Here is a 26,164-nt window from a genome sequence, read left to right as displayed (position 1 = left end):
TACTCATCGCTAGCAGAAAAGAAAGAGCGCCATCATGGCGCTCTTTTTATTACTGCTTGTTATCACTCTGGTTTATCAAGGTCTCTGCTCGTTATGGGTAGGGTACTGAGGCGGCAGAGTGCCATCGATTCAGGAATGAGTCACCGGCTCACCTTTGGGCTCCTTGCGGCCTTGCCACCATTGCCAGAGCGGGATCATCAGCATGGTGATTGTGATGGCGGTAAAGCCGAAGGTAATGGGGCGTTCCCACATAAAGCTCATGGAACCATCGTTGATCACCAGGGCACGGCGCAGGTTGTCCTCCAGCATGCCGCCCAGAATGAAGCCGAGCAGCATGGGCGCCATCGGGAAGTTGAGCAGGCGCAGGCCGATGGCGACCAGCGCCACCAACGTCATCACATGGATATCCATGGTGTTGAACGACACCAGATAGACCCCGGTCAGGGAGAAGAGCAGCACCATGGGAATGAGTACCGGGCGCGGCACCGCCAGTATCCTGGCCAGGTAAGGGATCAGCGGCAGGTTGAGGATCAAGAGCACCACGTTACCCAGATACATGGAGATGATCACCGACCAGAACACTTCCGGGTGCTCCATGAACAGGCGCGGACCGGGCTGTATGCCATAGGCGACCAGGGCACCCAGGATCAGGGCCGTGGTGCCAGATCCCGGGATGCCGAGGGTCAGCAAGGGCACGAAGGAGCCAGTAGAGGCTGCATTGTTGGCCGCTTCCGGGGCGGCCAGACCGCGCAGGCTGCCCTTGCCGAATTGATCCTGATGCTTCTTGCCCGCGATGTTGCGCTCTGCCCCATAGGCCATGAAGGCGGCGATGGTGGCACCGGCTCCCGGCAAGACACCGATGAGGAAGCCCAGTACAGACGAGCGCATGATGGGGGGAGCGATTTCACGCACCTCTTCCCGACTCAGCTTGAGGCTGCCGAGCTCTTTCATCTGCTTGGCCTCTTCCTCGCTGTTGTCCTTGCCCGGACGCAGCACCGACATCAGGATCTCGGCCAGGGCAAAGGTGGCCATGGCCAGCAGCAGGAAGGAGAAACCGTCGCGCAAGTCCGGCAGCCCGAAGGTGAATCTGTCCACCCCGACGCTGCGGTCTATGCCGATGGTGGAGATCATGATGCCAAACAGCGCCATGATCAGTGCCTTGAGTACTTGCCCCTTGCCGGCAAAGGCCGCCACGGCGGAGAGGCCCAATACCATGAGCGCGAAGTAGTCTGCCGACTGGAAGGAGAGGGAGACCTTGGCCAGTAGCGGGGCCGCCACCATCAGCATGATGGCGGACAGGGTGCCGCCGGTGAAGGAGGCGTAGGCGGCGATGGCCAGTGCCTTGCCCGCCTGTCCTTTGCAGGCCAGAGGATAACCGTCAAAGGCGGTCACCACGGTCGCCGAGCAACCGGGGGCGTTGATCAGGATGGAGGAGGTCGATCCTCCGAAGATGGCGCCGTAATAGACCCCGGCCATCAGGATGATGCCGGAGGAGGGATCCAGGCCGTAGGTGATGGGGATCATCAGGGCGATGGCGGTGACCGGGCCCAGGCCCGGCAGCATGCCGATGAAGGTGCCGACGAAGCAGCCTAGCACCACCATCATCAGGTTGACCGGCAGAAAAGCGGTGCCGAGTCCTTGCAAGATTCCGTCTAACATGATGACTCCTTAAAACCCGAGCAGGGTGAACAGACGACCCGGCTCCAGATAGACATTGAGACCCTTGGTGAGCAGGGCCCAGAACCCGATGGAGAAGGGAACGCTGATCATCAGGCCGTAGCGCAGGCTGGGCTCGCCCAGTACCCGTATGCCCACGGTCAGGAAGGCGATGGTAGAGAGCACGAAGCCAAACCAGGTGAGCCCGAGGCCATAGATGACCATGAGTCCTAGCAGGATGAAGACCCGGCGCCAGTCACCCGGCTCTTTGCGAAGGCGCTCGCCACCTGGGGAGAGAACCAGCAACAGGGAGAGCAGCACGCCGAGCCCGGCCAGGGCATAGGGCAGGGTGCTGGCGGTGAAGGGTTCGTACTCGTCACCGGGGTAGCCGGGGATCTTGGTGGCGTAGTAGCCATAGGCGACGGAGAGCAGCAAAAATAGCAGGCCTCCGAATCGCTCCTTGGTGATATTCATGATGTGCTCTCCAACATGGGCGGCGGGCACCGGGCCCGCCTGTTATGTGACAACGAGGATTACTTGATGAAACCGAGCTCTGTCATCAGGCCGCCGATCTGCTTCTCCTGCCCGTCGAGGAAGGCGGTGAATTCAGGACCCGATTTGTAGAGGTTGGTCCAGCTGTTGCGGGTGCGAACCGTCTCCCACTCCGGTTTGTCATACATCTGCTTGAGCAGGACGGCGAATTCGGCCGACTTTTCCGGGGAGATGCTGGGGGAGGCGAAGAAACCACGCCAGTTGGCAAAGACGGTGGGGTTGCCCTGCTCACTGAAGGTCGGCACCTGATCGGCACCGGGCAGACGCTTGTCCGAGGTGACGCCAAGGATCCGCATCTGACCGGATTTGACTGCCTCCATCGCCTCGCCAAATCCGGTGGAGATGGCTTGAGTTTCCCCAGCCAGCACGGCGGCCATGGCGCTGCCGCCCGCATCATAGGCGACGTAGCGCAGCTTGCTGGCATCGGCACCTGCGTTCTTGAAGGTCAATGCCGCGACCAGATGATCCAGGCTGCCACGGGCCGAGCCACCGGCGATCTTCACTTTGGAAGGATCGGCTTCATAAGCGGCCAGTAGTTGGGCCCAGTTCTGATAGGGGGAGTCCGCCTTGACGGCCAGGGCCTGATAATCGGCGATGATGGCGGCAACCGGGGTCAGATCCCGGAAAGATTGCGGCAGCTCCTTGGAGAGGGATTTGACGATGATGGGGGTGGAGTTGACCATCAGCGTCTTGTCGGATTGCGATGAGGTCTCGATGAGGTGGGCGATCGCCTTGGCACCGCCACCGGCAGACATATTTTGATAAGAGACGGTATGGATCAGGCCGGATTTGGTCAGCACTTCACCGGTGCCGCGGGCCGTGGTATCCCAGCCACCGCCAGCGCCACCCGGGATCAGAAAGTGGATTTCGTCTATCTGGGCATGGGCGCCGAAGCTCAGTGCGAGCAGGCTACCGATCAGGGTGCGTTTGAAGGTTCCTTGCAACATGGTGCTCTCCTTGTGATTGTTGCAAGAAGGTTAACGGCGGGCGGCGCATTGGAAAAGATTGTGACCGAAATGGCTATTTAGGCTCTTGTGGCTATTTTGTTCATTCTGTTTTCAGCGTGTGACGGGGCCATGCTAGCGGGATCAACCAGGGTCTTGGACTCGCTGACTGGCCCGGCAACGACCGAGTCACGCCATGGCAAGGATGGGGGCTGGATGGGTGAACAGGGCACAGGTGCTGGGGCATCAAAGATGGAAGGGGAGACGGCTGGATAGCGACAGATAAAAAAACCGGCGCCTGGGCGCCGGTTTTTGTTCACATCGACTCTGTTACAGAGAGGCGGTGAAGGTACGGGTGATGACGTCTTGCTGCTGCTCTTTGGTCAAAGAGTTGAAGCGCACGGCATAACCGGAGACGCGGATGGTCAACTGCGGATATTTCTCCGGGTTTTCCATGGCATCGAGCAGCATCTCGCGGTTCATCACGTTGACGTTCAGGTGCTGACCGCCTTCCAGGTTGGCTTCATGGTGGAAGTAACCATCCATCAGGCCCGCCAGGTTGGCTTTCTGGGACTCCATGTCCTTGCCCAGTGCGTTCGGCACGATGGAGAAGGTGTAGGAGATACCATCTTTGGCGTAGGCGAACGGCAGCTTGGCCACGGAAGTCAGCGAGGCAACGGCACCCTTCTGGTCACGACCGTGCATCGGGTTGGCACCTGGACCAAACGGCGCACCGGAGCGACGGCCATCCGGGGTGTTACCTGTCTTCTTGCCGTACACCACGTTGGAGGTGATGGTCAGCACGGACTGGGTCGCCACGGCGTTGCGGTAGGTGTTGAGCTTCTGAATTTTCTTCATGAAGCGCTCGACCAGATCACAGGCGATGTCATCGACGCGGGCGTCGTTGTTACCGAACTGCGGGTACTCACCGTCGATCTCGAAGTCGATGGCCACGCCATCTTCGTCACGAACCGGCTTGACCTTGGCGTACTTGATGGCAGACAGGGAGTCGGCGGCCACGGACAGACCGGCGATGCCGCACGCCATGGTGCGATAGACGTCACGGTCGTGCAGCGCCATCAGCGAGGCTTCGTAGCTGTACTTGTCGTGCATGTAATGGATGATGTTCAGGGCGGCGACATACTGCTTGGCCAGCCAGTCCATGAAGTGATCCAGTCTGTCCATCACGTCGTTGTAGTCGAGGTACTCGGAGGTCACCATCTCGGTTTTGGGGCCGATCTGGATCTTGAGTTTCTCGTCCATGCCGCCGTTGATTGCATACAGCATGGTCTTGGCCAGGTTGGCACGGGCACCGAAGAACTGCATCTGCTTGCCGACGATCATCGGGGAGACGCAGCAGGCGATGGCATAGTCATCGTTGTCAAAATCGGCACGCATCAGGTCGTCGTTCTCGTACTGGACGGAAGACGTCTCGATGGAGACCTTGGCACAGTACTTCTTGAACGCCACCGGCAGCTTCTCGGACCAGAGTATGGTCAGGTTCGGCTCGGGGGAGGGGCCCATGGTGTACAGGGTGTTCAGCATACGGAAGCTGTTTTTGGTGACCAGGGTGCGGCCATCCACGCCCATGCCCGCCAGGGTCTCGGTGGCCCACATCGGGTCGCCGGAGAAGAGTGAATCGTATTCAGGGGTACGCAGGAAGCGAACCATGCGCAGCTTCATGACCATGTGGTCCATCAGCTCCTGGGCTTCTTGCTCGGTGATCAGGCCTTTCTTCAGGTCACGCTCGATGTAGACATCCAGGAAGCTGGAGGTACGACCGAAGGACATGGCGGCACCGTTCTGGGACTTGACTGCCGCCAGGTAGGCGAAGTAGGTCCACTGCACCGCTTCTTTGGCGTTTTTGGCCGGTACAGAGATGTCGCAGCCATATTTGGCAGCCATCTCTTTCATCTGATCCAGGGCGCGGTATTGATCGGAGATCTCTTCGCGCAGACGGATGGTGGCTTCCAGGTTGACGCCATTTTCCAGGTCGTCTTGCAGGGACTTGAACTGAGCCAGTTTGTCGGCCATCAGGAAGTCGATGCCATACAGGGCGACACGACGGTAGTCACCGATGATGCGGCCACGGCCGTAGGCATCGGGCAGACCGGTGATGACGCCGGATTTACGGCAGTTCAGGATGTCCTTGGTGTAGACATCGAACACGCCCTGGTTGTGAGTCTTGCGGTATTCGGTGAAGATCTTCTTGACCATGGGGTCCAGCTCGCGGCCATACACCTTGCAAGAAGTTTCAACCATCTTGATACCGCCATTGGCGATGATGGCGCGCTTGAGCGGCTTGTCGGTCTGCAGACCAACGATCTGCTCCAGGCCCTGGTCGATGTAACCGGCATCGTGAGCGGTAATGGTGGAGGGCAGGTCAGTATCAAAATCGACCGGCGCATGGGTGCGGTTCTCGATCTTGATGCCTTCCATGACCTTGTCCCACAGCTTGGAGGTCGCCTCAGTCGCGCCAGCCAGGAAGGACTCGTCACCTTCATAGGGGGTGTAGTTCTTCTGGATGAAGTCGCGGGTGTTGACACTGTTCTGCCACTCACCAGGAGCGAAGCCTTCCCATGCTGCTTGGAACTGCTCGTTACGTTCTGCCATTTTCATTACCTCACAAGGTATTTATGTGTCTGTCGCCGTCCTTAATGATGGCGACGGAAGATAAACCAGTAAGTCAGACCAACCATGACGCCGCCACCAATGATGTTGCCAATGGTCACGGGGATCAGATTGTGAAAGACGAAGTTCGAAACGGTCAGGTCGGCATATTGCGCCGGGTTCTGGCCGATGGCCTGCCAAAACTCCGGGCTGGCGAGGGCGTGGATAGCGATGCCAACCGGGATCATAAACATGTTTGCGATACTGTGCTCAAACCCTGAGGCGACGAACATGGCCACCGGGAGCAACATCACCATGACTTTGTCGGTGGCACTGCGGGCACCGAACGACATCCACACCGCCAGACAGACCATCAAGTTACAGAGGATGCCCAGCGCCACGGCTTCGAAGAAGCTGTGATGAAGCTTGTGCTGTGCCACATTCAGGGCATTGAGCCCCCACTGGCCATTGTCGGCCGTGTACTGTGCCGAGATGACGATGAGCGCCACCATGAGCAGACCGCCGATGAGGTTGCCAAAGTAAACCAGGCCCCAGTTCTTGAACAGCTGCGCCCAGCTGATGCGTCCGGCCGCCTTGGCCACCAGGGTCAGGGTGGTGGAGGTGAACAATTCGGCGCCAAGCAAGACGCAGAGAATGAGCCCCATGGAGAAGCAGAGGCCGCCAATCAGCTTGCTCATGCCCCAGGCCATGTCACCTGCCCCAGTGGTGACGGTGATATAGAAGATGAAGGCGAGAGCGATGAAGGCGCCAGCGGTGATGGCGAGGGGAATGACTTTATATGCGGGCTTGGTGGCCTTGGCATAGGTGATGTCTTCAGCCAGTGCGGCTATGGCTTCGGGCTTGAGACAGTCAAAGGGGGATTCTGCTTTCAATTGTCATTGTCCTGCAAATTTTGCCTGTGGAAATCATAACAAAGGGGGTGATCCCCAAAATTGATGCCGATCAAGATTGGCTGATTGTGAATGTAATTTTACTACAGTTTGAATGGCTACCCTGGCCTTCACTGGTGGTTGGTAGTTTCAACTGATATATAAATTATGTTTTTATAACTAAATGATTTTAGTAAGGTTATAAAATTACAATTCGGATGAGCCTGGCTATGCCGTTTGCCTCTGTCCCCATTTTCAGTACGGCCTTCAGGATCCCCCTAAAGAGGTGATTTCTGTTGGTTTTTATCATGGGATCCTGCGCGAAAACCCAGTATAGCCGAGAGTAGACCGGTTACATATGACAACTATCCTGTTCGGTGCTACATAGCGCCTACAGGGCGCTGGTTGCCCTCCTCACGGATCCGGACAAGATCTCATGACGACAACATTCTGATGGGGCTGATCAAGTCCCAGGTTTGATGGGGCAGGAGCGCGTCGAGGTGAAGACACCAGCGACAGACAGGGCGAGGCACGCTTCTATAGCGTTGCTGATGGCGGGTCTGTGGGGCCGATGGGCAGCGAGGGGGGAGGCGGTTTCGAGCTGCGCAGTTGCCGCACCGCGACAAAAGGCCATAAAAAATCCGGCGCACTGGGCGCCGGATTTTTGTATCGCAAAGCGGGGTGAGGTTACACCACGCCTTGGGTACGCAGGTAATCTTCGTAGGTGCCGCCGAAGTCGCGGATGCCGTTTTCGGTCAGTTCCATGATGCGGGTCGCGAGCGACGAGACGAACTCACGGTCATGGGAGACGAAGATCAGGGTGCCCTGATACATTTCCAACGCCAGGTTCAAGGATTCGATAGATTCCATGTCCAGGTGGTTGGTCGGCTCATCCATGATCAGGATGTTGGGACGCTGCATCATCAGCTTGCCAAACAGCATGCGGCCCTGCTCGCCACCGGAGAGTACCTTGACCGGCTTCTTGATGTCGTCCTGGGTGAACAGCAGACGACCCAGAATGGAGCGTACCGCCTGCTCGTCTTCGTTGGCCTGTTTCCACTGGGCCATCCAGTCGAACACGTTGAGATCGGTGTCGAAATCGTCGGCGTGATCCTGGGCGTAGTAGCCGATCTGGGCGTTCTCGGACCACTTGATGGTGCCGCTGTCCGGTGCCAGCTCGCCCATGAGGGTCTTGATCAGGGTGGATTTACCGATGCCGTTGGTACCCAGGATGGCGACCTTTTCGCCCACTTCCAGCATCATGCTGAGATCCTTGAACAGCGGCGCCTCACCATAGCCTTTGGCAACCCCTTCTACTTCCAGGATGTTGCGGTACAGCTTCTTCTCCTGCTCGAAGCGGATGAAGGGGTTCTGACGGCTGGAGACCTTCACTTCCTCAATCTTGATCTTGTCGATCTGCTTGAGGCGGGAGGTCGCCTGGCTGGATTTGGAGGCGTTGGCGCTGAAACGGGAGACGAAGGATTGCAGGTCGGCAATCTGGGCCTTCTTCTTGGCGTTGTCGGAGATCAGACGCTCGCGGGCCTGGGTGGCCGCGGTCATGTACTCGTCGTAGTTGCCCGGGTAGACCCGCAGCTCGCCGTAGTCCAGATCCGCCATGTGGGTGCAGACCGAGTTCAGGAAGTGGCGGTCGTGAGAGATGATGATCATGGTACTTTCACGATCGTTGAGCACCTGCTCCAGCCAGCGAATGGTGTTGATGTCCAGGTTGTTGGTCGGTTCATCCAGCAACAGGATATCGGGGTTGGAGAACAGCGCCTGTGCCAGCAGCACCCGCAGTTTCCAGCCCGGCGCCACTTCGCTCATGGGGCCGTTGTGCAGCTCGATGGGGATGCCGGCACCCAGCAGCAGCTCGCCCGCGCGGGCCTCGGCGGTGTAACCGTCATACTCGGCGACCAGACCTTCCAGCTCGGCGGCCTTCATGTAGTCGTCGTCGGTGGCGTCGAGGTTGGCGTAGATGGCATCGCGCTCGGCGATGGCGGCCCACAACTCACCATGGCCCATCATGACCACGTCCAGCACGCGCATCTCTTCGTAAGCGAACTGATCCTGGCGAAGCTTACCGATCCGCTCGTTGATATCCAGGCTCACATTACCGCCAGTGGGCTCAAGATCGCTGCCGAGGATCTTCATAAAGGTGGACTTGCCACAGCCGTTGGCGCCGATAAGGCCGTAGCGGTTGCCGCCGCCAAACTTGACGTTGATGTTCTCGAACAACGGCTTGGCGCCGAACTGCATGGTGATGTTGTTGCTGCTTAACAAAGGATGTGTCCCGGGTTGTCTGCCAAATGGCGCGCATTATGGCACAGCTCGAGCGAAAACTTTAGCAAGAAGTGTGATCCGAACCACATGACCCTCTCAGTCTCAGGGGAGAAACAGGGTGGGCAAAGGCGTGGTATTGAGCATCGATTGGGTCAGTTAAGACTAAAGTCGTGATTTCCTGCTCAGCAACAGCTGCTAGATTGGGGGTGAAACATTTCATTAACAAATGGAGTTGGGAAATGGCATTTGAAAGTGAAGACAAGGCCAAGGCCTACTGGCGGGAGAATCTCTCCCTGATGCTCAAGCTGCTCTTGGTGTGGTTTGCGGTCTCTTATGGCACCGGCATTATCTTGGCCGACTGGCTCAACCAGTTCCAGCTGTTTGGCTTCAAGCTGGGCTTCTGGTTTGCTCAGCAGGGAGCCATTTATGTGTTTGTCATCCTGATCTTCGTTTACGTTCACCAGATGAACAAGCTGGATCGCAAATATGATGTTCATGAAGACTGAGGTGTGAAATGGATTTAAAAACACTGACATACATAGTGGTCGGCCTGACCTTTGCACTCTACATCGGCATTGCTGTCTGGGCCCGAGCCGGTTCAACCAAGGAGTTTTACGTGGCAGGGGGCGGGGTGCATCCCGTCGCCAACGGCATGGCCACGGCGGCAGACTGGATGTCGGCTGCCTCCTTCATCTCCATGGCGGGCCTCATCTCCTTCATGGGATACGACGGTGCCGTTTATCTGCTGGGTTGGACCGGTGGCTATGTGCTGCTGGCGCTGTGCCTGGCCCCCTACTTGCGTAAATTTGGCAAGTTCACCGTGCCGGACTTCATCGGCGATCGCTACTACTCACAGACGGCACGGACCGTTGCCGTGGTGTGCGCCATCCTGATTTCCTTCACCTATGTGGCGGGTCAGATGCGCGGGGTGGGGGTGGTCTTCTCTCGCTTCCTGGAAGTGGACATCACCACGGGGGTCGTGATCGGCATGGCGGTGGTCTTCTTCTATGCGGTGCTCGGTGGCATGAAGGGGATTACCTATACCCAGGTCGCCCAGTATTGCGTGCTGATCTTCGCCTATATGGTGCCCGCGTTCTTCATCTCCATCATGATGACGGGTCATGTGCTGCCTCAGACCGGCTTCGGTGCCACCCTGGTGGATGGTTCCAACACCTATCTGCTCGACAAGCTGGATACCATATCGCAGGATCTGGGCTTCGCCGCTTACACCGACGGGGTCAAGTCCAAGATGGACGTCTTTGCCATCACCTGCGCCCTCATGGTGGGTACCGCAGGTCTGCCCCATGTGATAGTGCGCTTCTTCACCGTACCCAAGGTGCGTGACGCGCGGATTTCTGCCGGTTGGGCCCTGCTGTTCATCTCCTTCCTTTATACCACAGCGCCTGCGGTGGCCGCGTTCGCCCGGGTCAACATGGTCGACACCATCAATGGTAGCGACGGCAAGGGCACCGAATATGCCAACGCCCCCGAGTGGGTCAAAAACTGGGAGAAAACAGGTCTCATCTCCCATGAGGACAAGAATGGCGACGGTCGCATGTTCTACTCCAATGACGATCGCAATGAGATGAAGGTGGATCGCGACATCATAGTGCTGGCCAACCCCGAAATTGCCAAGTTGCCAAACTGGGTCATTGCCCTGGTGGCAGCGGGGGGTATCGCCGCGGCGCTCTCCACGGCGGCGGGTCTGCTGCTGGTTATCTCGACCTCGATCTCTCACGACTTGCTCAAACGTAACCTGATGCCCAACATCACCGACAAGCAGGAGCTGCGCTATGCCCGTGGTGCCGCGGCCGTGGCCATACTGGTGGCGGGGTATCTGGGGATCAATCCACCTGGCTTCGTGGCCGAGGTAGTGGCGTTTGCCTTTGGTCTGGCCGCCGCCAGCTTCTTCCCCGCCATTATCATGGGCATCTTCTACAAGAAGATGAACAAGGAAGGGGCCATCGCCGGCATGCTGACGGGCATGATCTTCACCATCGGTTACATCGTCTATTTCAAAGGCATCGTCATCGCGCCCATGGCCGCCAACGTGCCGGAGAACTGGCTGTTCGGCATCTCGCCGGAAGGCATTGGTACTGTGGGCATGGTGCTCAACTTTGTGGTCTCCTATGGCGTGAGTCTGATCACAAAACCAGTGCCGCAAGAGGTGCAGCATATAGTGGAGAGCATCCGCTTCCCGAAAGGGGCCGCAGACGCCCACGAGCATTAATCCACTCAGGGAGGGGCCTGGCCCCTCCCGCCCGGAGCAAACATGGAACTGGTTGAGATACACCAATTTCTAGCCCGAACCACCCCCTTCAACTTGTTGGGGAAGGGGATCCAAACCGAGTTGGCGCGAGCCATCTCGGTTTACTATTTTCGGGCCAATGAAACGGTGCCGCCACAGGCGCAGCGATTGATGATAGTGCGCACCGGCCTGTTCGCCCGTTATGACGGGCAGCAGTTGCTGGAGAAGTTGCAAGAGGGGGATTTTGATGGCTACCAGCCATCCGCGCAGCGAGGGGGCAGATTGATCTGTGAAGAGGATGCCCTGGTCTACTGGCTCGATGGCGAGGTGTTCGCTCAGTCCCGGCAGCGCTGGCCCCTGCTGGACAACTTCTTCCTGCGTCTGGCGGCACGCACTCTGCACCAGCAACCCAGCCCGGGTGCCGAGGGGTATTTCACCCTCAAGGTGCGGGATCTGGTGCAGCCTCACAAGATAACCATCCCCCCCGGGAGTTCGGTGCAGGCGGCGGCGCAGTTGATGAGTGAACGGCGAGTCTCCTCGCTGTTGGTGGAGGAGGCGGGGGCACTGCTTGGCATCATCACGGACCGGGATCTGCGCAGCCGGGTGCTGGCGTTGGGATTGCCGGCCGATACCGAGGTGGCGCAGGTGATGACCCGGGATCCCAGCACCATCGACAGGGATGCCTATCTTTTTGAGGCACTGCAGCAGATGGGGCGTTGGCGGGTGCATCATCTGCCGGTGCTGGGGGAGGGAAGCGTCGTCGGCATGGTGACTGTGACGGATCTGGTGCGGGCACAGCAGGAGCACCCTGTCTATCTGTTGACCGACATGGAGCGCCAATCCGACCTTGAGGGGCTGGTTCGGTGTAGCCAGCAGATCCCCAGATTGACACGGATCCTGGGGCAGCAAGGGGTGTCGGCCCATGAGGCGGCGCACATATTATCGACCGTCATGGATGCCCTGACCGAACGCTTGATCGCCCTGAGCGTGATGGCGCTGGGACCGGCGCCCTGTGCATTCTGCTGGCTCGTGTTTGGCTCCTTCGCTCGCCAGGATCAGGGATTGAACGCAGATCAAGACAATGGTCTGTTACTGGCCGAGCCTGCCGTGGGGGAGGTTGGTCACTATTTTAGCCAGCTGGCCCATCAGGTGTGTGACGGCCTCGCCCGTTGTGGTCTGCCTTATTGCAGCGGCAATATCATGGCAACCAACCCGGAACTCTGTCTGGACAAGCCGGGCTGGCTCGCCCGCTTTCGCCGCTGGTTCCAGGCGCCGACCCCCGAGGCGCTGCTCAACGCTACCGTGTTTTTTGATGTGCGGCGGGTTGCTGGCTGTCAGGCCAGCTTCGATGGCATGGTCGAGACAGTGGTAGCCGAGGCGGCGAGCCACCCTCTGTTCCTGATGCAGCTGGCACAGACGGCTCAGCAGCGCCGGGCGCCGCTCGGCCTGTTCAAGAACCTGATCCTGGAGGCGAACGGACAGCAACAGCCGGGTCTGGATCTCAAGACCCGGGGGATGAGCCTGATCACCGACTTGGTGCGGGTCTATGCCCTTGAAGCCGGCGTGACCTCTGTGGGCACCCGCCAGCGCCTGCGTGAGCTGGAGGCGAGCGGTGCCATGGACAGGCGGTTGTGTCGCAATTTGCAAGACGCCTTCGACTTGCTGGCCCAGCTGCGCTGGGATCTTCACCTCAGTCAGCAGGGGGAGGCGAGCGGCGTCATCAATAATCACCTCGATCCCAGCAGCCTCTCCGGGTTGCAGCGGCATCAGCTCAAGGAGTGTTTTGCGGTGATCAATGAGGGCCAGCGCCTGCTCGACTACCGGTTTTGCCGCCATCTATGAGGCGGCCCGCCTGGTTGATCCGCTGGCAAGGGATCTGGGCGGTCAGGCGCACGGGACAGACCCTGGCCGAGAGCCGCTGTCTGGCCATCGATCTGGAGTTGACCGGGCTCAATGCCAGCCGGGATCACATCGTCAGCATGGGATGGGTGCCCATCGTAGGCCGGGAGATCAAGCTGGCCGAGGCGCGTCATTTCCTCATCCAGACCCCGGTGAGCGTGGGGCAGAGTGCCATCTACCACGGGGTGCATGACAGGGATTTGAGTGGCGCCTGCTCTTTGGCGACGGCCTTTGAGGCACTGCTTGAGGCGGCAGAGGGCAGCCTGCTGGTGGCCCACAACAGCGCCTTGGAACGAGACTTCTTGCAAGCGGCCTGCCGACAGCTGTCAGGGCGAGATCTCAATCTGCCCTTTATTGACACCATGCTGATTGAACTGGCTCGCCTGCATCGCACGGGGAGTCCGGTGAGCGATGACAGCCTGACCCTGGCGCGATGTCTGGCCCGCCACCGATTACCCGCCTTGCCACGTCATCATGCTCTGGAAGATGCCTATGGCTGCGCCCTGCTGCTGCTGGCCCAGACCCATGCCCGGACGCGGCTGGTCGATCTGTTGCTGGACTCCCGCTGAGGCGGCTTGTGCTCTGTGGCGGTCAGGCTTAAGGTGGTGGTTTGACCAGTTACCAACAAGGAAGCGTCATGGAGATAACCAGTGCCAAGTCGCCGGCCATCGGCCAGCAGCGGGTGAACTGCAAGATTGAACAGGGCATCGCCGAGGTGATGCTGAGCCGGCCAGACAAGCTCAATGCGTTGGACTTGCCCATGTTTTTGGCCCTGGTTCAGACCCTTCAGAGTCTGCGGCAGATGCCTGGGCTGAGGGCCGTGATCCTGCACGGAGAGGGGCGTGGCTTCTGCGCCGGGCTGGATGTGAAGGCCATGCTCAAGCAGCCGCTGGCCGCGCTGGATATCTTGAAGCGCGAGGCGGACGAGGCGACCAATCTGGCCCAGCGGGTGGCCTATGGCTGGCGTCAGCTGCCGGTGCCGGTGATCGCCGTCACCCAGGGGGTCTGTTTCGGTGGCGGCCTGCAGATTGCATTGGGCGCCGATTTTCGTTTCAGCACGCCGGATTGCCGCTTCTCGGTGATGGAGATCAAGTGGGGCATCATCCCGGACATGAGCGGCAGCGTCACCCTGCGCAACCTCATGGGCGTCGATACGGCCATGGAGCTTGCCATGAGCGGACGCGAGTTGCTGGCCCCCGAGGCCAAGGCGCTGGGGCTGGTGAGCCGGGTCTGCGAGGATCCCCTGGCCGAGGCCCGTGCTTTCGCCAATAGCCTGCTGGGTAAATCACCGGATGCACTGGCGGGGATCAAACACCTTTACCGTCAGGCTTGGGCGCACAGTGACGAGACGATGCTCAACGAAGAGACCCGCTTGCAGAAGCAGATCCTGGGACGCCCCAATCAGTGGCGTGCCACCCTCAACGGGCTGTTTGGCTGGCGACTGCGCTTTGGGCCACGCCGTGACCGGCACTGAGCCGAGCCCACGCCGGGCAGCAGACAACATGAAAAATGGCAGCCGAGGCTGCCATTTTGATGAGTGAATATCGGGCTTACTTGCTAGCACCTGGCTCGCGGTCTGGCTCGAATTCGTGGCCGCTATGTTCCTGCTCCAGATTGTGCTCGGAGCGGCGACCCGTCCAGTAGTCGGCGTTCTTGATGCCAAGCTTCTCGGGGTGGAAGACGGGGTCGACTCCCTGAGCCTTCTGGCTTTCGTAATCCTTCAGGCAGATGAAGGCGGTTTTTTGCATCAGCAGGATGGCGATGATGTTCAACCAGGCCATCAGACCGACGCCAATATCACCCAGTCCCCAGGCCAAGTCGGCGGTCTTGACGGTGCCGTACACGGTGGCGGCCATCAAGCCAATCTTCAGCACGAAGGTCAACCAGGGGCGATTGATCTTGCGGTTGATGAAGGCAATGTTGGTCTCGGCGATGTAGTAGTAGGCGACGATGGTGGTGAAGGCGAAGAAGAAGAGCGCGATGGCGACGAAGATGTTGCCAAAGCCGGGCATCATGCTCTCCATGGCGGTCTGCACATAGCCAGGGCCTGCGGCAATACCGGCGATACCCGTATGAAGGGCGGCGCCATCCGGGCCTTGTACGTTATAGAGGCCGGTGATGAGCAGCATGAAACCGGTGGCGGAGCAGACAAACAGGGTATCGATGTAGACGGAGAACGCCTGAACCAGACCCTGTTTGGCCGGGTGGCTCACGGCCGCTGCGGACGAGGCATGGGGGCCAGTACCCTGACCGGCTTCGTTGGAATAGACACCGCGCTTCACGCCCCACATGATGGCCAGACCCAGAATGGCACCGAAACCGGCATCCAGACCGAAGGCGCTCTTCCAGATAAGCAGGATGACACCTGGCAGTTGGCCGATATTGAGGGCGATGATGACGCAGGCCACAATGATGTAGGCCAGTGCCATGAAGGGCACCACCGTCGAGGCAAAGTGGGCGATGCGCTTGACGCCACCGAAGATGATGAAGCCCAGCAGCAGTGCCAGCACGGCGGCGGTCACGTTGGGGTCAATATCAAAGGCGGTCTGCAGGCTGGAGCCGATGGAGTTCGCTTGCACGCCCGGCAGCAAGATACCGCAGGCGAAGATGGTGGCGATGGCGAAGATCCAAGCATACCAGCTCATCCCCAGACCCTTCTCGATATAGAAGGCGGGGCCACCACGGAATTCACCGTTGATCTTCTCTTTATAAACCTGACCCAGGGTGGACTCCACAAAGGCGGAGCTGGCGCCCAGGAAGGCCACCATCCACATCCAGAACAGGGCGCCGGGGCCACCGAAGGTGATGGCGGTGGCCACCCCTGCAATGTTACCTGTCCCGACTCGGCCTGCCAGGGTCATGGTCAGCGCCTGGAAGGAGGAGACACCGGCATCGGTCGCCTTGCCGTCCATCATCAAACGCACCATCTCCTTGATATGGCGCAGTTGCAGGAAGCGGGTGCGGCAGGAGAAATAGAAACCTACCCCGAGGCACAGATAGATGAGCGCAGGGCTCCAAATCACACCATTGATGGCATTGACGATCTCGTTCATGTACAACAACTCCTTTGTTGTGAGACTTCCGGCGGGCTTTTGCCCACTCGATCTTTGTTATTCAGTCATTTCTGCTGTCGGCATCGGCCGAGGCGTTTAACATATCGACTTGCTTCGGCGCTTCCCAGTGAAATTTGCGTTAATGTTGCCAATTTGTGAACTCGATATGGTGGCGCGCTTTTCACGGCTTGATTAACGGGATGAAACGGCGTTATTTTCTCCTGAAACAGTGCCTTGGCAGTGATAGAGCAATTTTGAGGCCAATCATGAATGAGCAGATGGAAGATATCGGTCCCGGTGAGGGCATACGCCTGGCAGGGGTCGCCGATGCGGAGGTGATGGCGAGGCTCTTTGTCCAGCTCGGCTATGGGGATGAACCCGGCAGGCTGGTGGCGGATCTGCTGGCGATGGAGCCCGGACGACAGGTGCTGGTGAGTGAAAACCTGCACGGCGTGACGGGGGGGCTGGTGCTGCATCTGTTGCGGCCTCTGCATCTGGCGCCAGGCTGGGCATTGATCTCGGCGCTGGTGGTCGATGAGGAGGCTCGCGGTCAGGGCTGGGGGGCCGCCTTGCTGGCGGCCGCCGAACAGGTGGCCCGGGAGGCCGGTTGTGGCCAGATTGAACTCTCCAGCAGCCCGCACCGTGAGCGGGCCCATCACTTCTATCAGCAGCAGGGTTATCGGGAGAAGCCAACGCGCTTCGTCAAATCCCTGCTATCACAATGACATCCCAATGGTCGAGGTATTGAGTGGCGAGCGTGTGGTCAGCTATCAGGGCAAGCCGCTTGCTCTGCACCCTGTTGGGTGCACCGAGTCAGTGCAAGGCCGTCGCAGATGCCCAATCACCGGGCAGACCCATGGAGGAGGAGTGGCAGGGGTTGTTTGCTGCCATCCCTATTCTCCATGGCTTGAATGAGGCCCAGCAGGCTCAGTTGGTGACTCTGGCGCGCCGCCTGCTCGAGCGCAAGAGCTGGACCCTGCTCGGTGTCGAGCTGAGTGAGCGTCAACGGCGTGCCCTGGCACTGCAAGGCGCCTTGCCCATTCTGGCGCTCAGTCTCGACTGGTATCGGGGCTTTCATGAGATCATCATCATTCCCGAGCCCGTCGCTCGCCGTCAGCAGGTGCAGGACGAGTTCGGTCTGGTGAGCGAGTGGGAGGAGGAGAATGCCGGCGAGGCCTGGCCCCAGGGGCCGCTGGTGCTGGCCTGGAGCGAGCTGCAGCAGGACGGCGATTGGGATGGCTATAACCTCATCATTCACGAGCTTGCCCACAAGCTCGACATGCTGGGGGGAGAGGCCGACGGCGCGCCCCCTTTGCCGGCGGGCTTGACAGGATCTGAGTGGGCCGTCACCTGCCAGCAGGCGTTCGACCAGCTTCAGGGCCAGTGCGAGCGGGGGGAGGCGACATTGATAGACTCGTATGCTGCCAGTCATCCGGCCGAATTTTTTGCCGTGTGCAGCGAGCTCTTCTTCAGCCAACCTCGGCAGCTGCATCACGCCTTCCCGGCGGTGTATGGCTTGTTCACCCGCTTCTATGGCCAGGATCCCCTGCAACGGCAGCCGGAGGCTGACGAGGGGGAGCGGGACTCGCCGTCACCTTAGTCCGCGTACAAGAGAAGCGGACTGCGCAGAGGCGTGCGGTTGGCAAGGGACAGATAGCAAGAAGGCACCCCTGGGGGTGCCTTCTGTGTTTTATCGCCGTGGCGAGGGTCAACCTGAGGCTGGCCCTTGCCTGCGGGCGCTTAGGCGGCGGCTTTAAGCTGCACGGTGGCGGCTTTCTTGTGATCGCCAATCGGCAATACGGTGCGACCGAACTGCTCATTGATCACGGTCGCCATGGCCAGGTAGATGGCGCTGGCACCGCAGATGATGCCTTCGAAACCGGCGATGTGACCGATCAGTGCGCTACCGGTGAAGTTGTGGGCAGCCAGCAGGAAGAACAGCACGGTCAGGGAGGCGAACACGAACTGCTTGGCGCGCGGGTAGTTGACTGTCCCGACCATCATGAAGAGGGTGAACATGCCCCACATCAGCAGGTACCAACCCATGAAGGCGGCGGGGGTGGCTTCGGCCAGGCCCATTGCCGGCAGGACCATCAGCAGTACCAGGCTCCACCAGAAGGTGCCGTAGGAGATGAAGGCGGTGACGCCAAATGTATTGCCACGCTTGTACTCCATGATACCGGCGATGATCTGGGCCAGACCGCCATAGCACAGGCCCATGGCCAGGATCATGGCGCTGATGGGGAAGAAACCCGCATTGTGGATGTTCAGCAGGACAGTGGTCATGCCGAAGCCCATCAGACCGAGGGGGGCAGGGTTGGCCAGTTTTTCGCTCACGCTCACGTGGTGTTCTCCAAAAATGTGTGGGGGTTGTTCAAAGGACGCGGGATTTTAGGCAGGGCTCCACGCCCTCGCAAGGGGAAAGGGCAGTTAAATAGTAAAAAAACTACAACTCAGACCAGGGCAGGGTTCAATCGTGGGTAATCAGTGGTTAATTGGTAAATGAAAGGTAGGGAACAGGTTGTTTTTTTGTGTTTATTACCAGATTGGATGCCATCAGGTCTGGTCGGGGGAGGGGGCCAGTTGGGCGCCGTTATCTCTCTGCGCCGCTGATGTGATGCCAAGTGCAGCATCCGCAGCGCATCCCTCGCCGCCACAAGGAGGCCACTCTCTTCATCAACCGTTGATGAGATGCCAGGTACGGTGTCCGCCGCAGGTATCGCTTGCCTCGGCAGGTGAGGGCACCAGGTGGGGTCGTCTCTCTCGAGATACGGGATCTCATTCCCACAACCGGCGAGTCAGTGCACCTGGGGCTGCCGGGGTCATTGGCTGGCCCGGGTCGTCAGGATTGTCTCCACACGAGCCGACAAAGAGATGGTTGCATTTCGAACGAATATGCCATCAAACCAGAGCTTGATGACCATGTTTGAAACACAGTGTGACAGAGCCCTGGTTCAATCGGCTTAGCAGCGGATCGGGGCGGTTCGGCGCCGGGCACCTCCCGTGTGAGTCCAGCTTGAACGGGGCTCATGCCCGCACATTGGCAGGCTCAGAGATGGGATGGCAGTGACGAGCCGGGTGCCGCAGCTGGCGATAACGGGGGTTATTCAGCCCCCATTGAAGGGAGTGTGAGCCCCTGTCGCAGGCGGTGCTCACGCTGGCCATCAGCATGACGGCCTCGCTCAGAGACGGCCTGACACCCATCCCGGAGAAGGGGCTGATCGGGGAGAGGAGGAGCCCGTGCGGAGGCGCCGCCGGGGATGCCGCGCAAGTCGCTCCTGCGCGCTGATTGCCGGCATCACAGGGTGAAGGGCAGAGACAGAGGAGCCATCCCCAATGCGTTTGCCCAGCCTAGTGGGCAGCTCACTCATCCAGGGTGAGCACCACCCTGGCGGTCTTGTCGGTCTCCTTGACCTGGCTGTCGAGCACGAACAGGCGATCCGGGGTAATGGCTTGTGTCTCGACCAGATAGCTCTTGGTGTTGCGGGCCCGGGCCATGGCAAGGTTGCGCAGTGACTTGGCGGTGATGAGCTGCTGATCCCGCAGCAAGATGACCGCCTGATCCCGCAGCGCCATGCTGGTGACCGCCAGGCCGAGCCGGTCCGACAGGGCCGCGACATCCTCCTTGAAGCGCTCCTGATAGGCCTGGGCCAGGGCGGTCTGCATGGCCTCATCTTGGCCAAGTCGGGTCAGGTCAACCGGGCTGCCGGTGATCCTGGCCAGTACCCGCTCCAGCTTCTGGTGTTGCAGCAGGGGGCGCTCCTCATTGAAATTCACCTTGCCGCGGATATTCATGCTGAGCTGGGGTCTGGCCTTGAGCGCCTCGGCGAGCTTGGCCAGCTTGCTCTGCTGGCTCTGTGTCAGCTCATACTCGCCGGGCGCAAAGGAGAGTTCATCGAGATCTTTCGTCCCTCCCGCGAGGGAGGCAAGCAGGGAGAAGGGGGAGGTGATGGCCTTGCGCAGCGTGTTGCCCAGCACATTCCAGAAGATGCTCCCCAGGCTGAAATCAGGCTGATCCAGGTTGCCCTTCACCTTGAGGTTGAGCCTGATGACGCCATTGGCATCGCTGAGCAGGGCCACAGCCAGTCCCAGTGGCAGATCCTTGGCCTTGTCACTGGCTATCTTCTCGCCCAGTTGCAGCTTCTTGATGATGATGTCGTTGTCGCCCTCCAGGCGGTTACCGACCAGGCGATAGTTGAGCTTCATGGTGAGCTGCCCCTTGTCGATGGCATAGCCCGCATAGGTACCGGAATAGGGGCTGAAGCTGGTCATCTCCAGATTGTTGAAGGCGACGGCCAGGTCCAGTTCGGGCTCATCGATGAGCAGGTTGGCGCCGCCCCTGATGGTCACGGGGGCATATTTGTCGACCTTGCCGTTGAAGGCGATGTCGGATCGCTGGTTGGGAATATTGGTGATGTGGCGGCTCTGACCGTTCAGATCGGCAATATCGGCATTGAACTCCTGGCTCAGGCTGCGATCGGCAAAGCGCAGATTGCCCTGCTGGACACGGATCTGATCGATGACCAAGCGAGGCTCCGGGCCTGCATGGGTAGTCGCTGAGCCCTCGCCAGCCGCAGGGGCAGGCAAGATCAGCTGCTGAACATTGGTGGTGCCATCCTCGTTGATCTCGATGCGGGCGAAGGGTTGGCGCAACAAGATGTCATCTATCTTCACCTGCTGGCTTAATCCCTCATAGTGGAGTCCGGTCAGCTCGAGTCGGGCTATCTGCAGCAAGCGCTGGTTGTCGGCGCGACTCAACACATTGAGTCCATCGATGTCGAGCCCGCCGCCAAGGTCAAACTTGGTGAGGTCACCCTTGTCATTGGTGGCGAGGGCGAGCTTGAGCCGGCTCGACAGCACTCCCTCTTGTACCTTGACGCGGGCGCGCGCCTGCAGATAGGGCTGGGCCCAGCTCAGTGGCAATCCTTGCTGCTTGATCTCCCCCTCCAGGGCGAAGGGCATGGGGGTCAGTTTGCCCTCGAAGGCGATCTGAGCCTGCTGGTTGAGGCTGCTCTTCAGGGTGAGGGGGCTTGCCTTGCCCAGGCGGTTATCGAGTCCGCTCAGGGTCAGTTCGAGGCTCGTCAGCTCGCGGACTAGCGGCTTGCCGCTGCTCGATTCGAGCAGGTTGAGACTGCCTTTGTGCAGCGCAATCTGGCCGAGCTGCCAGCGCCAGGGAGCGCTCTGTGGTTTGGCGGCCTTGCCCCCCTTGGTGGTGGCGGGCTTGGGCTTCGTCTGTGCAATCCGGGGCGCCAATACCTTGCTCAAGTCCAGGTTGTGTTGAGCATCCAGGGCGGCGCGCAGCACAGGTTGCTGCAGGTTCAGGGTGCCAATTTTCAGCAGTTGCTGCCGGCTATCCAGATTGATATCACTCAGCGCCAGTTGCGTGAAGCGGGCAAACTCTGCCCCCTTGGGGTATGTCAGTTGCCACCCATCCAGGGTCAACTTGCCCTTGCTCAGTTGCCAATCCAGTCCCTGCTTGCCCGGGGTCAGGCGATAGCTGGCCCGGGCGCTGGCCTGACCCTTGTTCAAATCCAGCGTCAGATAGGGGGCCCAGAGCGGGGCAAAAGCCTTGAGGGGCAGCTTGGCCAGGCTGAGAGTGCCCTGGCTGGCGCCACTCAAATTGAAACTGCCCTCGGCCTTTAGCGGACTCTTGCCGAGATTGGCGGCCAGGGTGTAGAGCGTGTTCTGATCGGGAAGCGAGCGGATATTGGTCAGGGTGAGCGTCAGCCCGCTCAGGGTTTGGGGCGGCAACCAGCCATCGGCCTGTGCGGGGCGGCTGTCCCGATAAGTCAGGCTGCCCTGCTGCAGCGTCAGCCTGGCTATCTCGAACAAGGGGGGAGAACCGGGTGGCTCACTGGCGGCCCTGGGGGAGGGGGCAAGCAACTGGCTCAGGGCATCGGTCAAATTGAAGCGGGGCGTGCCTGGCTGTTTGGGGTCGGGGGCCAGCCGCTGCAACGCCAGTTTGGGGGCGAGCAGGGTCGCCTCGGTGAGTACCAGGCCCTTTTGGTGCCAACTTGCCTTGAGATCGGGTCTGAGGCTGAGCTCGGCCAGGCTGAGCAGGGGATTGCCGTTCTCATCGGTGAGGGCGCTGGGGCCCAGGGTCAATGAGGGTTGTTGCAGATTGACCTGGATCTTGCCCAGGGTGAGGTTGAGGCCATACTCCTGTTTCAACCAGCCGGGCAGATAGCGCACCGTCAGGGCGGGGGCTTGCCACAGCAATACGATGACTCCAATGAAGAGCAGCAGTAGCAGGCCGGCGATGAGCGACAGCACAAGGCGGCGGGAAGGCAGAGCCATCGAATTCTCCTGAAGGGGCGAGACGCGCTAGCTATAACATGCCCTTGGGGCTAAGGGCCATAGGCAGCGTCAATCGCCTCCTACTGCTCTTCACGTCGGGGCAGGGGATCGCAGGCAGGCTGGTCCAACGTCCGTTTGGTCCAGGCCTGCAATTCCCCGTCTCTTATTGCGTATCAGCCCAACTGGCCCAATCCCCCCTGATCACCGAGATTATCGAGGGCCCCGGCGCAGCGTCGCTCGGCGCTTTCCAGCTCGGCCAGCACCATCTGGATGTCTTCTTGCTGCTGGCGCAGCGCCTCGCGTTTGGACTCGATGAGCTGAACCATGGAGAGCAACTGGGTGCGGCTGGATCTGTCGGTGTCATACATGTCAAAGAGTTCGCGGATCTCGGCCAGGCTAAAGCCGAGGCGCTTGCCGCGCAGGGTCAGCTTGAGACGGATCTTGTCCTTGTGGCTGTAGATGCGATTCTGGCCCTCCCGGGTCGGGGAGATGAGCCCCTCATCTTCGTAGTAGCGAATGGTGCGGGCCGTGATGTCAAACTCCTGCGCCAGTTCCGAGATGCTGTAGGTGACCTCCCTGCCGGCGTGATTATCTGGCATGGCAGCCCCCTTCGTGGTTGTCCATCATGGCCGACGGCTCTCGCCGGGCGGCGAGGGCGCGACCGACTCGGGAGGCGTTGGGTCGGCCAAGCAGCTCGCTCACCCATTGGCCGGTGGCGGCGAGGCTATCGAGATCCACCCCGGTCTGCATGCCCAGCCCTCGCAACAGATAGACCACCTCTTCACTGGCCAGATTACCGGACGCCCCCGGTGCATAAGGGCAGCCGCCGAGCCCGGCCACCGAGCTGTCGATGGTGCGAATGCCACGCTCCAGGGCCGGCATCAAATTGGCCAGGGCCTGACCATAGGTATCGTGAAAGTGCACCGCCAGGCGCCCGGCGGGGATCTCCCGCAGCACGGCGTCGAGCATGGGCACCACAGTGCCTGGGGTGCCGACCCCTGTGGTGTCCCCGAGGGATATTTCGTGGCAGCCCAAACCCAGCAGCCGTTCGGCCATGGCCGCCACCCGCTTGGGACGGGTCGGACCATCGAAGGGGCAGGCGATGACGGTGGAGAGATAACCGCGTACCCGGATACCCAGGCGGCGCGCCTCCTGCACCAGAGGGGCGAAGCGCACCAGGGACTCCTCCACGCTGATGCCGATGTTGGCCCGGGTGAAGCCATCCGTGCAGGCGGTGAACAGGCCAATCTCATCGACCCGAGCATTGATAGCCCCCTGCAGCCCTTGCAGGTTGGGCACCAGGGCGCCATATCGAACCGGCGCTCTGCCCGGCATGGCGCCCCGGGGCAGGGCGGCCAGCAGGGCGGCGGAGTCTGCCATCTGGGGCACCCGTTTCGGGGAGACAAAGGCGCCGACCTCGATGCGCTGCAAGCCGCTCTCGCCGAGTCGCCGGATCAGCGCCAGCTTCTGGGGCAGCGTGAGCTGGACCACTTCGTTTTGCAGGCCATCCCTTGGCCCCATCTCGACCAGGCTGACCCTGTCATCCTGCTCCATTATCTGCGTCATGCTGATCCCCTCTATGACTCTGGTTGCGGCCAACCACTATGTGGTGGCAAGAAGGCTGCTGTGAGCCCTGTCATGGCTAGTTGGCGGCCTCTGTACTCTCCAAAAAGCGCACCAGGGGAGCCCCCTGGCTGACCTGATCCCCCTCGCGGCAGAGCAGTTCGGCGATGACGCCATCTTGCTGGGCGCGCAGCTGGTGCTCCATCTTCATCGCCTCCAGCACCAGCAGTGGCTGCCCCCGGCTCACCGCTTGACCGGCCTCTATCAGCAGGGCGACCACCAGGCCATGCATGGGGGCCAGGGTGACGGACCTGCCGCTTGCCTCATCCCCGTGGTGATCCTGTTGCGCCACCTCCTGGGCCGGGCCGAAGGGGATCTGTTGTCCCGCCAGGGTCAGCACGAAACCTGGTTGGCGTTGATCCCCCTGGCGCAAGGTTCGGACAGGGTAGCGCTGCCAGCGCCCCTGCCACTGCAGGCGAATATGATCCTCGGCCATGACGTAGGGGATCGACTGGCCCTGCCAGCTCAGTTTTCCCTCGGATGAGTGCAGGGTGAGTTGATGACGCTGCCCGGCCAGGGTCACGGCTGCCGTCCAGGTCTGGTGTCGTCCGAGCCGAAATCCGGTTGCCTTGTGCCAGGGGTCACTGCTGGCGGCACTATGGGCGAGCCAGAGGGTGGCCAGGGGCCCCGCGAGCTCGGGCAGAGGTTGAGGATAGGTGGGGAGTGGCCACTGGGTATGGTGGCGCATCCCGAGCACGTCCGGCTCCTGGCACAGGCGTGCCAGCAAGGCGCCGTTGTGGGTCAGCGGGCCTATCTCCAGGGCCGTGAGGGCCTCGCTCAATCTGGCCAGGGCCTGGGCGCGGTGCTCGCCATGGGCGACCAGCTTGGCGATCATGGGGTCATAGTAGGGGCTCACGGCGTCACCCGCGGCCACCCCGGTATCGATGCGCACCCCTGTCGGCCAGTGCAGCCAGTGGATGGGGCCGCTCGCTGGCAGGAAACCGGCGGCCACGTCCTCGGCGTAGAGGCGTGCCTCCACCGCGTGGCCGCGCAGCTGAACCTGATGTTGGCTCAGGGGCAGCGGGCGTCCTTCGGCGACGGCGAGCTGCCAGGCCACCAGATCCAGACCCGTGACCGCTTCGGTCACAGGGTGTTCAACCTGCAGGCGGGTATTCATCTCCATGAAATAGAAGGCGCCCTCGCAGAGCAGGAACTCTATGGTGCCAGCCCCGCGATAGTCGATGGCCATGGCGGCGGCTACCGCCGCTTCGCTCATGGCGCGGCGCAGCTCGGGGGGGATATCCGGGGCTGGCGCCTCCTCGATCACCTTCTGATGACGGCGCTGCAGCGAGCAGTCCCTGTCCCCGAGGGAGAGGGTGTAGCCGCTGTTGTCGGCAAATACCTGCACCTCGACGTGCCTTGCCCCGGCCAGGTAGCGCTCGAGCAGCACATTGTCATCGCCAAAGGCCGCCAGGGCTTCCCGCTTGACCGCCCCCAAGGCGTCATCGAAATCGGCCAGTGCCTCGACCCGGCGCATCCCCTTGCCACCGCCGCCGCTGGCGGCCTTGATGAGCAAGGGAAAGCCGACGCTCTGGGCATGGGCTCTGAGGGCGAGCAGGCTCTGATCTGCGCCGTGATAGCCGGGCAGCACCGGCACCCCCGCCGCTTCCATCAGCGCTTTGGCGCCGGATTTGTCCCCCATGGCGAGGATGGCGGCCGCCGAGGGGCCGATGAAGCGGATCCCGGCCTCCTCGCAGGCAAGGGCGAAATCGCTGCTCTCAGAGAGAAAACCATAGCCGGGGTGGATGGCGTCGGCGCCAGCCTGCCTGGCGATGGCGAGCACCTTGGCACCGTCGAGGTAGCTCTCCCGCGCAGGTGCCGGACCCAGATACCAGGCCTCGTCGGCTTCACGCACGGGCATGGCCTGGTGGTCGGCATCCGAGTAGAGGGCGATGGTGTGAATGCCAAGGCGGCGCGCGGTCTTGATGATACGCACCGCTATTTCGCCACGATTGGCGATCAGCAGTCGTTTGATCGGGACTATCTCTGTCATGACATCTGCTCCGGGGATGAGACGGCGACGGTGAAAAGCGGCAGTAAGCACACCCCGTTTATTTCGCCACGATTGGCGATCAGCAGCCGTTTGATGGGGACTATCTCTGTCATGACATC

Annotated in this window: 19 protein-coding genes; 7 read left to right on the top strand and 12 right to left on the bottom strand. The window is 60.6% G+C overall.

Annotated features, from left to right (window positions below):
* Positions 1 to 129 precede the first annotated feature (129 nt).
* From BN1130_RS11355 to BN1130_RS11330, 6 genes are all read right to left on the bottom strand, one after another.
* Positions 130 to 1,659 carry a tripartite tricarboxylate transporter permease gene (locus BN1130_RS11355; protein WP_042042132.1) on the bottom strand — a complete coding sequence of 510 codons (1,530 nt, stop codon included), beginning with the start codon at positions 1,657 to 1,659 and terminating at the stop codon, positions 130 to 132.
* Positions 1,660 to 1,668: 9 nt separating this feature from the next.
* The gene (locus BN1130_RS11350; RefSeq protein ID WP_042042131.1) at positions 1,669 to 2,130 is read right to left on the bottom strand and encodes a tripartite tricarboxylate transporter TctB family protein; all 462 of its coding nucleotides are present in this window, start codon (positions 2,128 to 2,130) and stop codon (positions 1,669 to 1,671) included.
* 59 nt (positions 2,131 to 2,189) lie between these two features.
* Positions 2,190 to 3,155: a tripartite tricarboxylate transporter substrate binding protein gene (locus BN1130_RS11345; protein WP_042042130.1), complete on the bottom strand. Its 966-nt coding sequence runs from the start codon at positions 3,153 to 3,155 to the stop codon at positions 2,190 to 2,192.
* A gap of 327 nt (positions 3,156 to 3,482) precedes the next feature.
* Positions 3,483 to 5,765, bottom strand: coding sequence for a formate C-acetyltransferase (gene pflB, locus BN1130_RS11340; RefSeq protein ID WP_042042129.1), 2,283 nt, complete (start codon positions 5,763 to 5,765; stop codon positions 3,483 to 3,485).
* Positions 5,766 to 5,806: 41 nt separating this feature from the next.
* Positions 5,807 to 6,655 (bottom strand): formate transporter FocA, encoded by an 849-nt coding sequence (focA, locus tag BN1130_RS11335; RefSeq protein WP_042042128.1) that lies wholly within the window; start codon positions 6,653 to 6,655, stop codon positions 5,807 to 5,809.
* 684 nt (positions 6,656 to 7,339) lie between these two features.
* Entirely contained in the window at positions 7,340 to 8,932 is a 1,593-nt protein-coding gene (locus BN1130_RS11330) for an ABC-F family ATPase (protein WP_042042127.1), read from the bottom strand.
* A 239-nt stretch (positions 8,933 to 9,171) separates the two neighbouring features.
* On the opposite strand from BN1130_RS11330, the gene BN1130_RS11325 reads away from it, so the two are divergent.
* The 5 genes from BN1130_RS11325 (at position 9,172) to BN1130_RS11305 (ending at position 14,553) form a co-directional block, all read left to right on the top strand.
* A complete protein-coding gene (locus BN1130_RS11325) occupies positions 9,172 to 9,438 on the top strand; it encodes a DUF4212 domain-containing protein (RefSeq protein ID WP_042042126.1) in 267 nt (88 codons plus the stop codon).
* Positions 9,439 to 9,446: 8 nt separating this feature from the next.
* On the top strand, positions 9,447 to 11,162 hold the full coding sequence (locus tag BN1130_RS11320; protein ID WP_042042124.1) for a sodium:solute symporter family protein: 1,716 nt from the start codon (positions 9,447 to 9,449) through the stop codon (positions 11,160 to 11,162).
* 42 nt (positions 11,163 to 11,204) lie between these two features.
* A complete protein-coding gene (locus BN1130_RS11315) occupies positions 11,205 to 13,022 on the top strand; it encodes a DUF294 nucleotidyltransferase-like domain-containing protein (RefSeq protein WP_042042123.1) in 1,818 nt (605 codons plus the stop codon).
* Entirely contained in the window at positions 13,019 to 13,648 is a 630-nt protein-coding gene (locus tag BN1130_RS11310) for an exonuclease domain-containing protein (protein WP_084218192.1), read from the top strand. The genes BN1130_RS11315 and BN1130_RS11310 overlap by 4 nt, the downstream gene beginning before the upstream one ends.
* 68 nt (positions 13,649 to 13,716) lie before the next feature.
* The gene (locus BN1130_RS11305) at positions 13,717 to 14,553 is read left to right on the top strand and encodes a crotonase/enoyl-CoA hydratase family protein (protein ID WP_370736609.1); all 837 of its coding nucleotides are present in this window, start codon (positions 13,717 to 13,719) and stop codon (positions 14,551 to 14,553) included.
* Positions 14,554 to 14,629: 76 nt separating this feature from the next.
* Here the strand turns inward: BN1130_RS11305 and BN1130_RS11300 are convergent, their stop codons facing one another.
* Positions 14,630 to 16,132, bottom strand: a complete 1,503-nt coding sequence (locus BN1130_RS11300) for an alanine/glycine:cation symporter family protein (protein WP_042042121.1) — start codon at positions 16,130 to 16,132, stop codon at positions 14,630 to 14,632.
* 266 nt (positions 16,133 to 16,398) lie between these two features.
* On the opposite strand from BN1130_RS11300, the gene BN1130_RS11295 reads away from it, so the two are divergent.
* Together BN1130_RS11295 and BN1130_RS11290 are read left to right on the top strand one after the other, a co-directional pair.
* Positions 16,399 to 16,857: a GNAT family N-acetyltransferase gene (locus tag BN1130_RS11295; protein ID WP_157013983.1), complete on the top strand. Its 459-nt coding sequence runs from the start codon at positions 16,399 to 16,401 to the stop codon at positions 16,855 to 16,857.
* A 131-nt stretch (positions 16,858 to 16,988) separates the two neighbouring features.
* A complete protein-coding gene (locus BN1130_RS11290) occupies positions 16,989 to 17,732 on the top strand; it encodes a M90 family metallopeptidase (protein ID WP_042042288.1) in 744 nt (247 codons plus the stop codon).
* 140 nt (positions 17,733 to 17,872) lie between these two features.
* Here the strand turns inward: BN1130_RS11290 and BN1130_RS11285 are convergent, their stop codons facing one another.
* From BN1130_RS11285 to BN1130_RS11265, 5 genes are all read right to left on the bottom strand, one after another.
* Positions 17,873 to 18,469: an acetate uptake transporter gene (locus BN1130_RS11285; protein ID WP_042042287.1), complete on the bottom strand. Its 597-nt coding sequence runs from the start codon at positions 18,467 to 18,469 to the stop codon at positions 17,873 to 17,875.
* A 1,026-nt stretch (positions 18,470 to 19,495) separates the two neighbouring features.
* Positions 19,496 to 22,429 carry a DUF748 domain-containing protein gene (locus BN1130_RS11280; RefSeq protein ID WP_042042120.1) on the bottom strand — a complete coding sequence of 978 codons (2,934 nt, stop codon included), beginning with the start codon at positions 22,427 to 22,429 and terminating at the stop codon, positions 19,496 to 19,498.
* A 173-nt stretch (positions 22,430 to 22,602) separates the two neighbouring features.
* On the bottom strand, positions 22,603 to 23,028 hold the full coding sequence (locus tag BN1130_RS11275; protein ID WP_042042119.1) for a MerR family transcriptional regulator: 426 nt from the start codon (positions 23,026 to 23,028) through the stop codon (positions 22,603 to 22,605).
* A complete protein-coding gene (locus BN1130_RS11270; protein ID WP_042042118.1) occupies positions 23,018 to 23,995 on the bottom strand; it encodes a hydroxymethylglutaryl-CoA lyase in 978 nt (325 codons plus the stop codon). The genes BN1130_RS11275 and BN1130_RS11270 overlap by 11 nt, the downstream gene beginning before the upstream one ends.
* Before the next feature lie 76 nt (positions 23,996 to 24,071).
* Positions 24,072 to 26,045 carry an acetyl/propionyl/methylcrotonyl-CoA carboxylase subunit alpha gene (locus tag BN1130_RS11265; RefSeq protein WP_042042117.1) on the bottom strand — a complete coding sequence of 658 codons (1,974 nt, stop codon included), beginning with the start codon at positions 26,043 to 26,045 and terminating at the stop codon, positions 24,072 to 24,074.
* Positions 26,046 to 26,164: the final 119 nt, after the last annotated feature.

The organism is Aeromonas rivuli, from assembly GCF_000820045.1.
Taxonomy (GTDB): domain Bacteria; phylum Pseudomonadota; class Gammaproteobacteria; order Enterobacterales; family Aeromonadaceae; genus Aeromonas; species Aeromonas rivuli.
The sequence above is the reverse complement of the archived record's forward strand: the minus strand, read 5'-3'. Positions and strand labels throughout refer to the sequence as shown.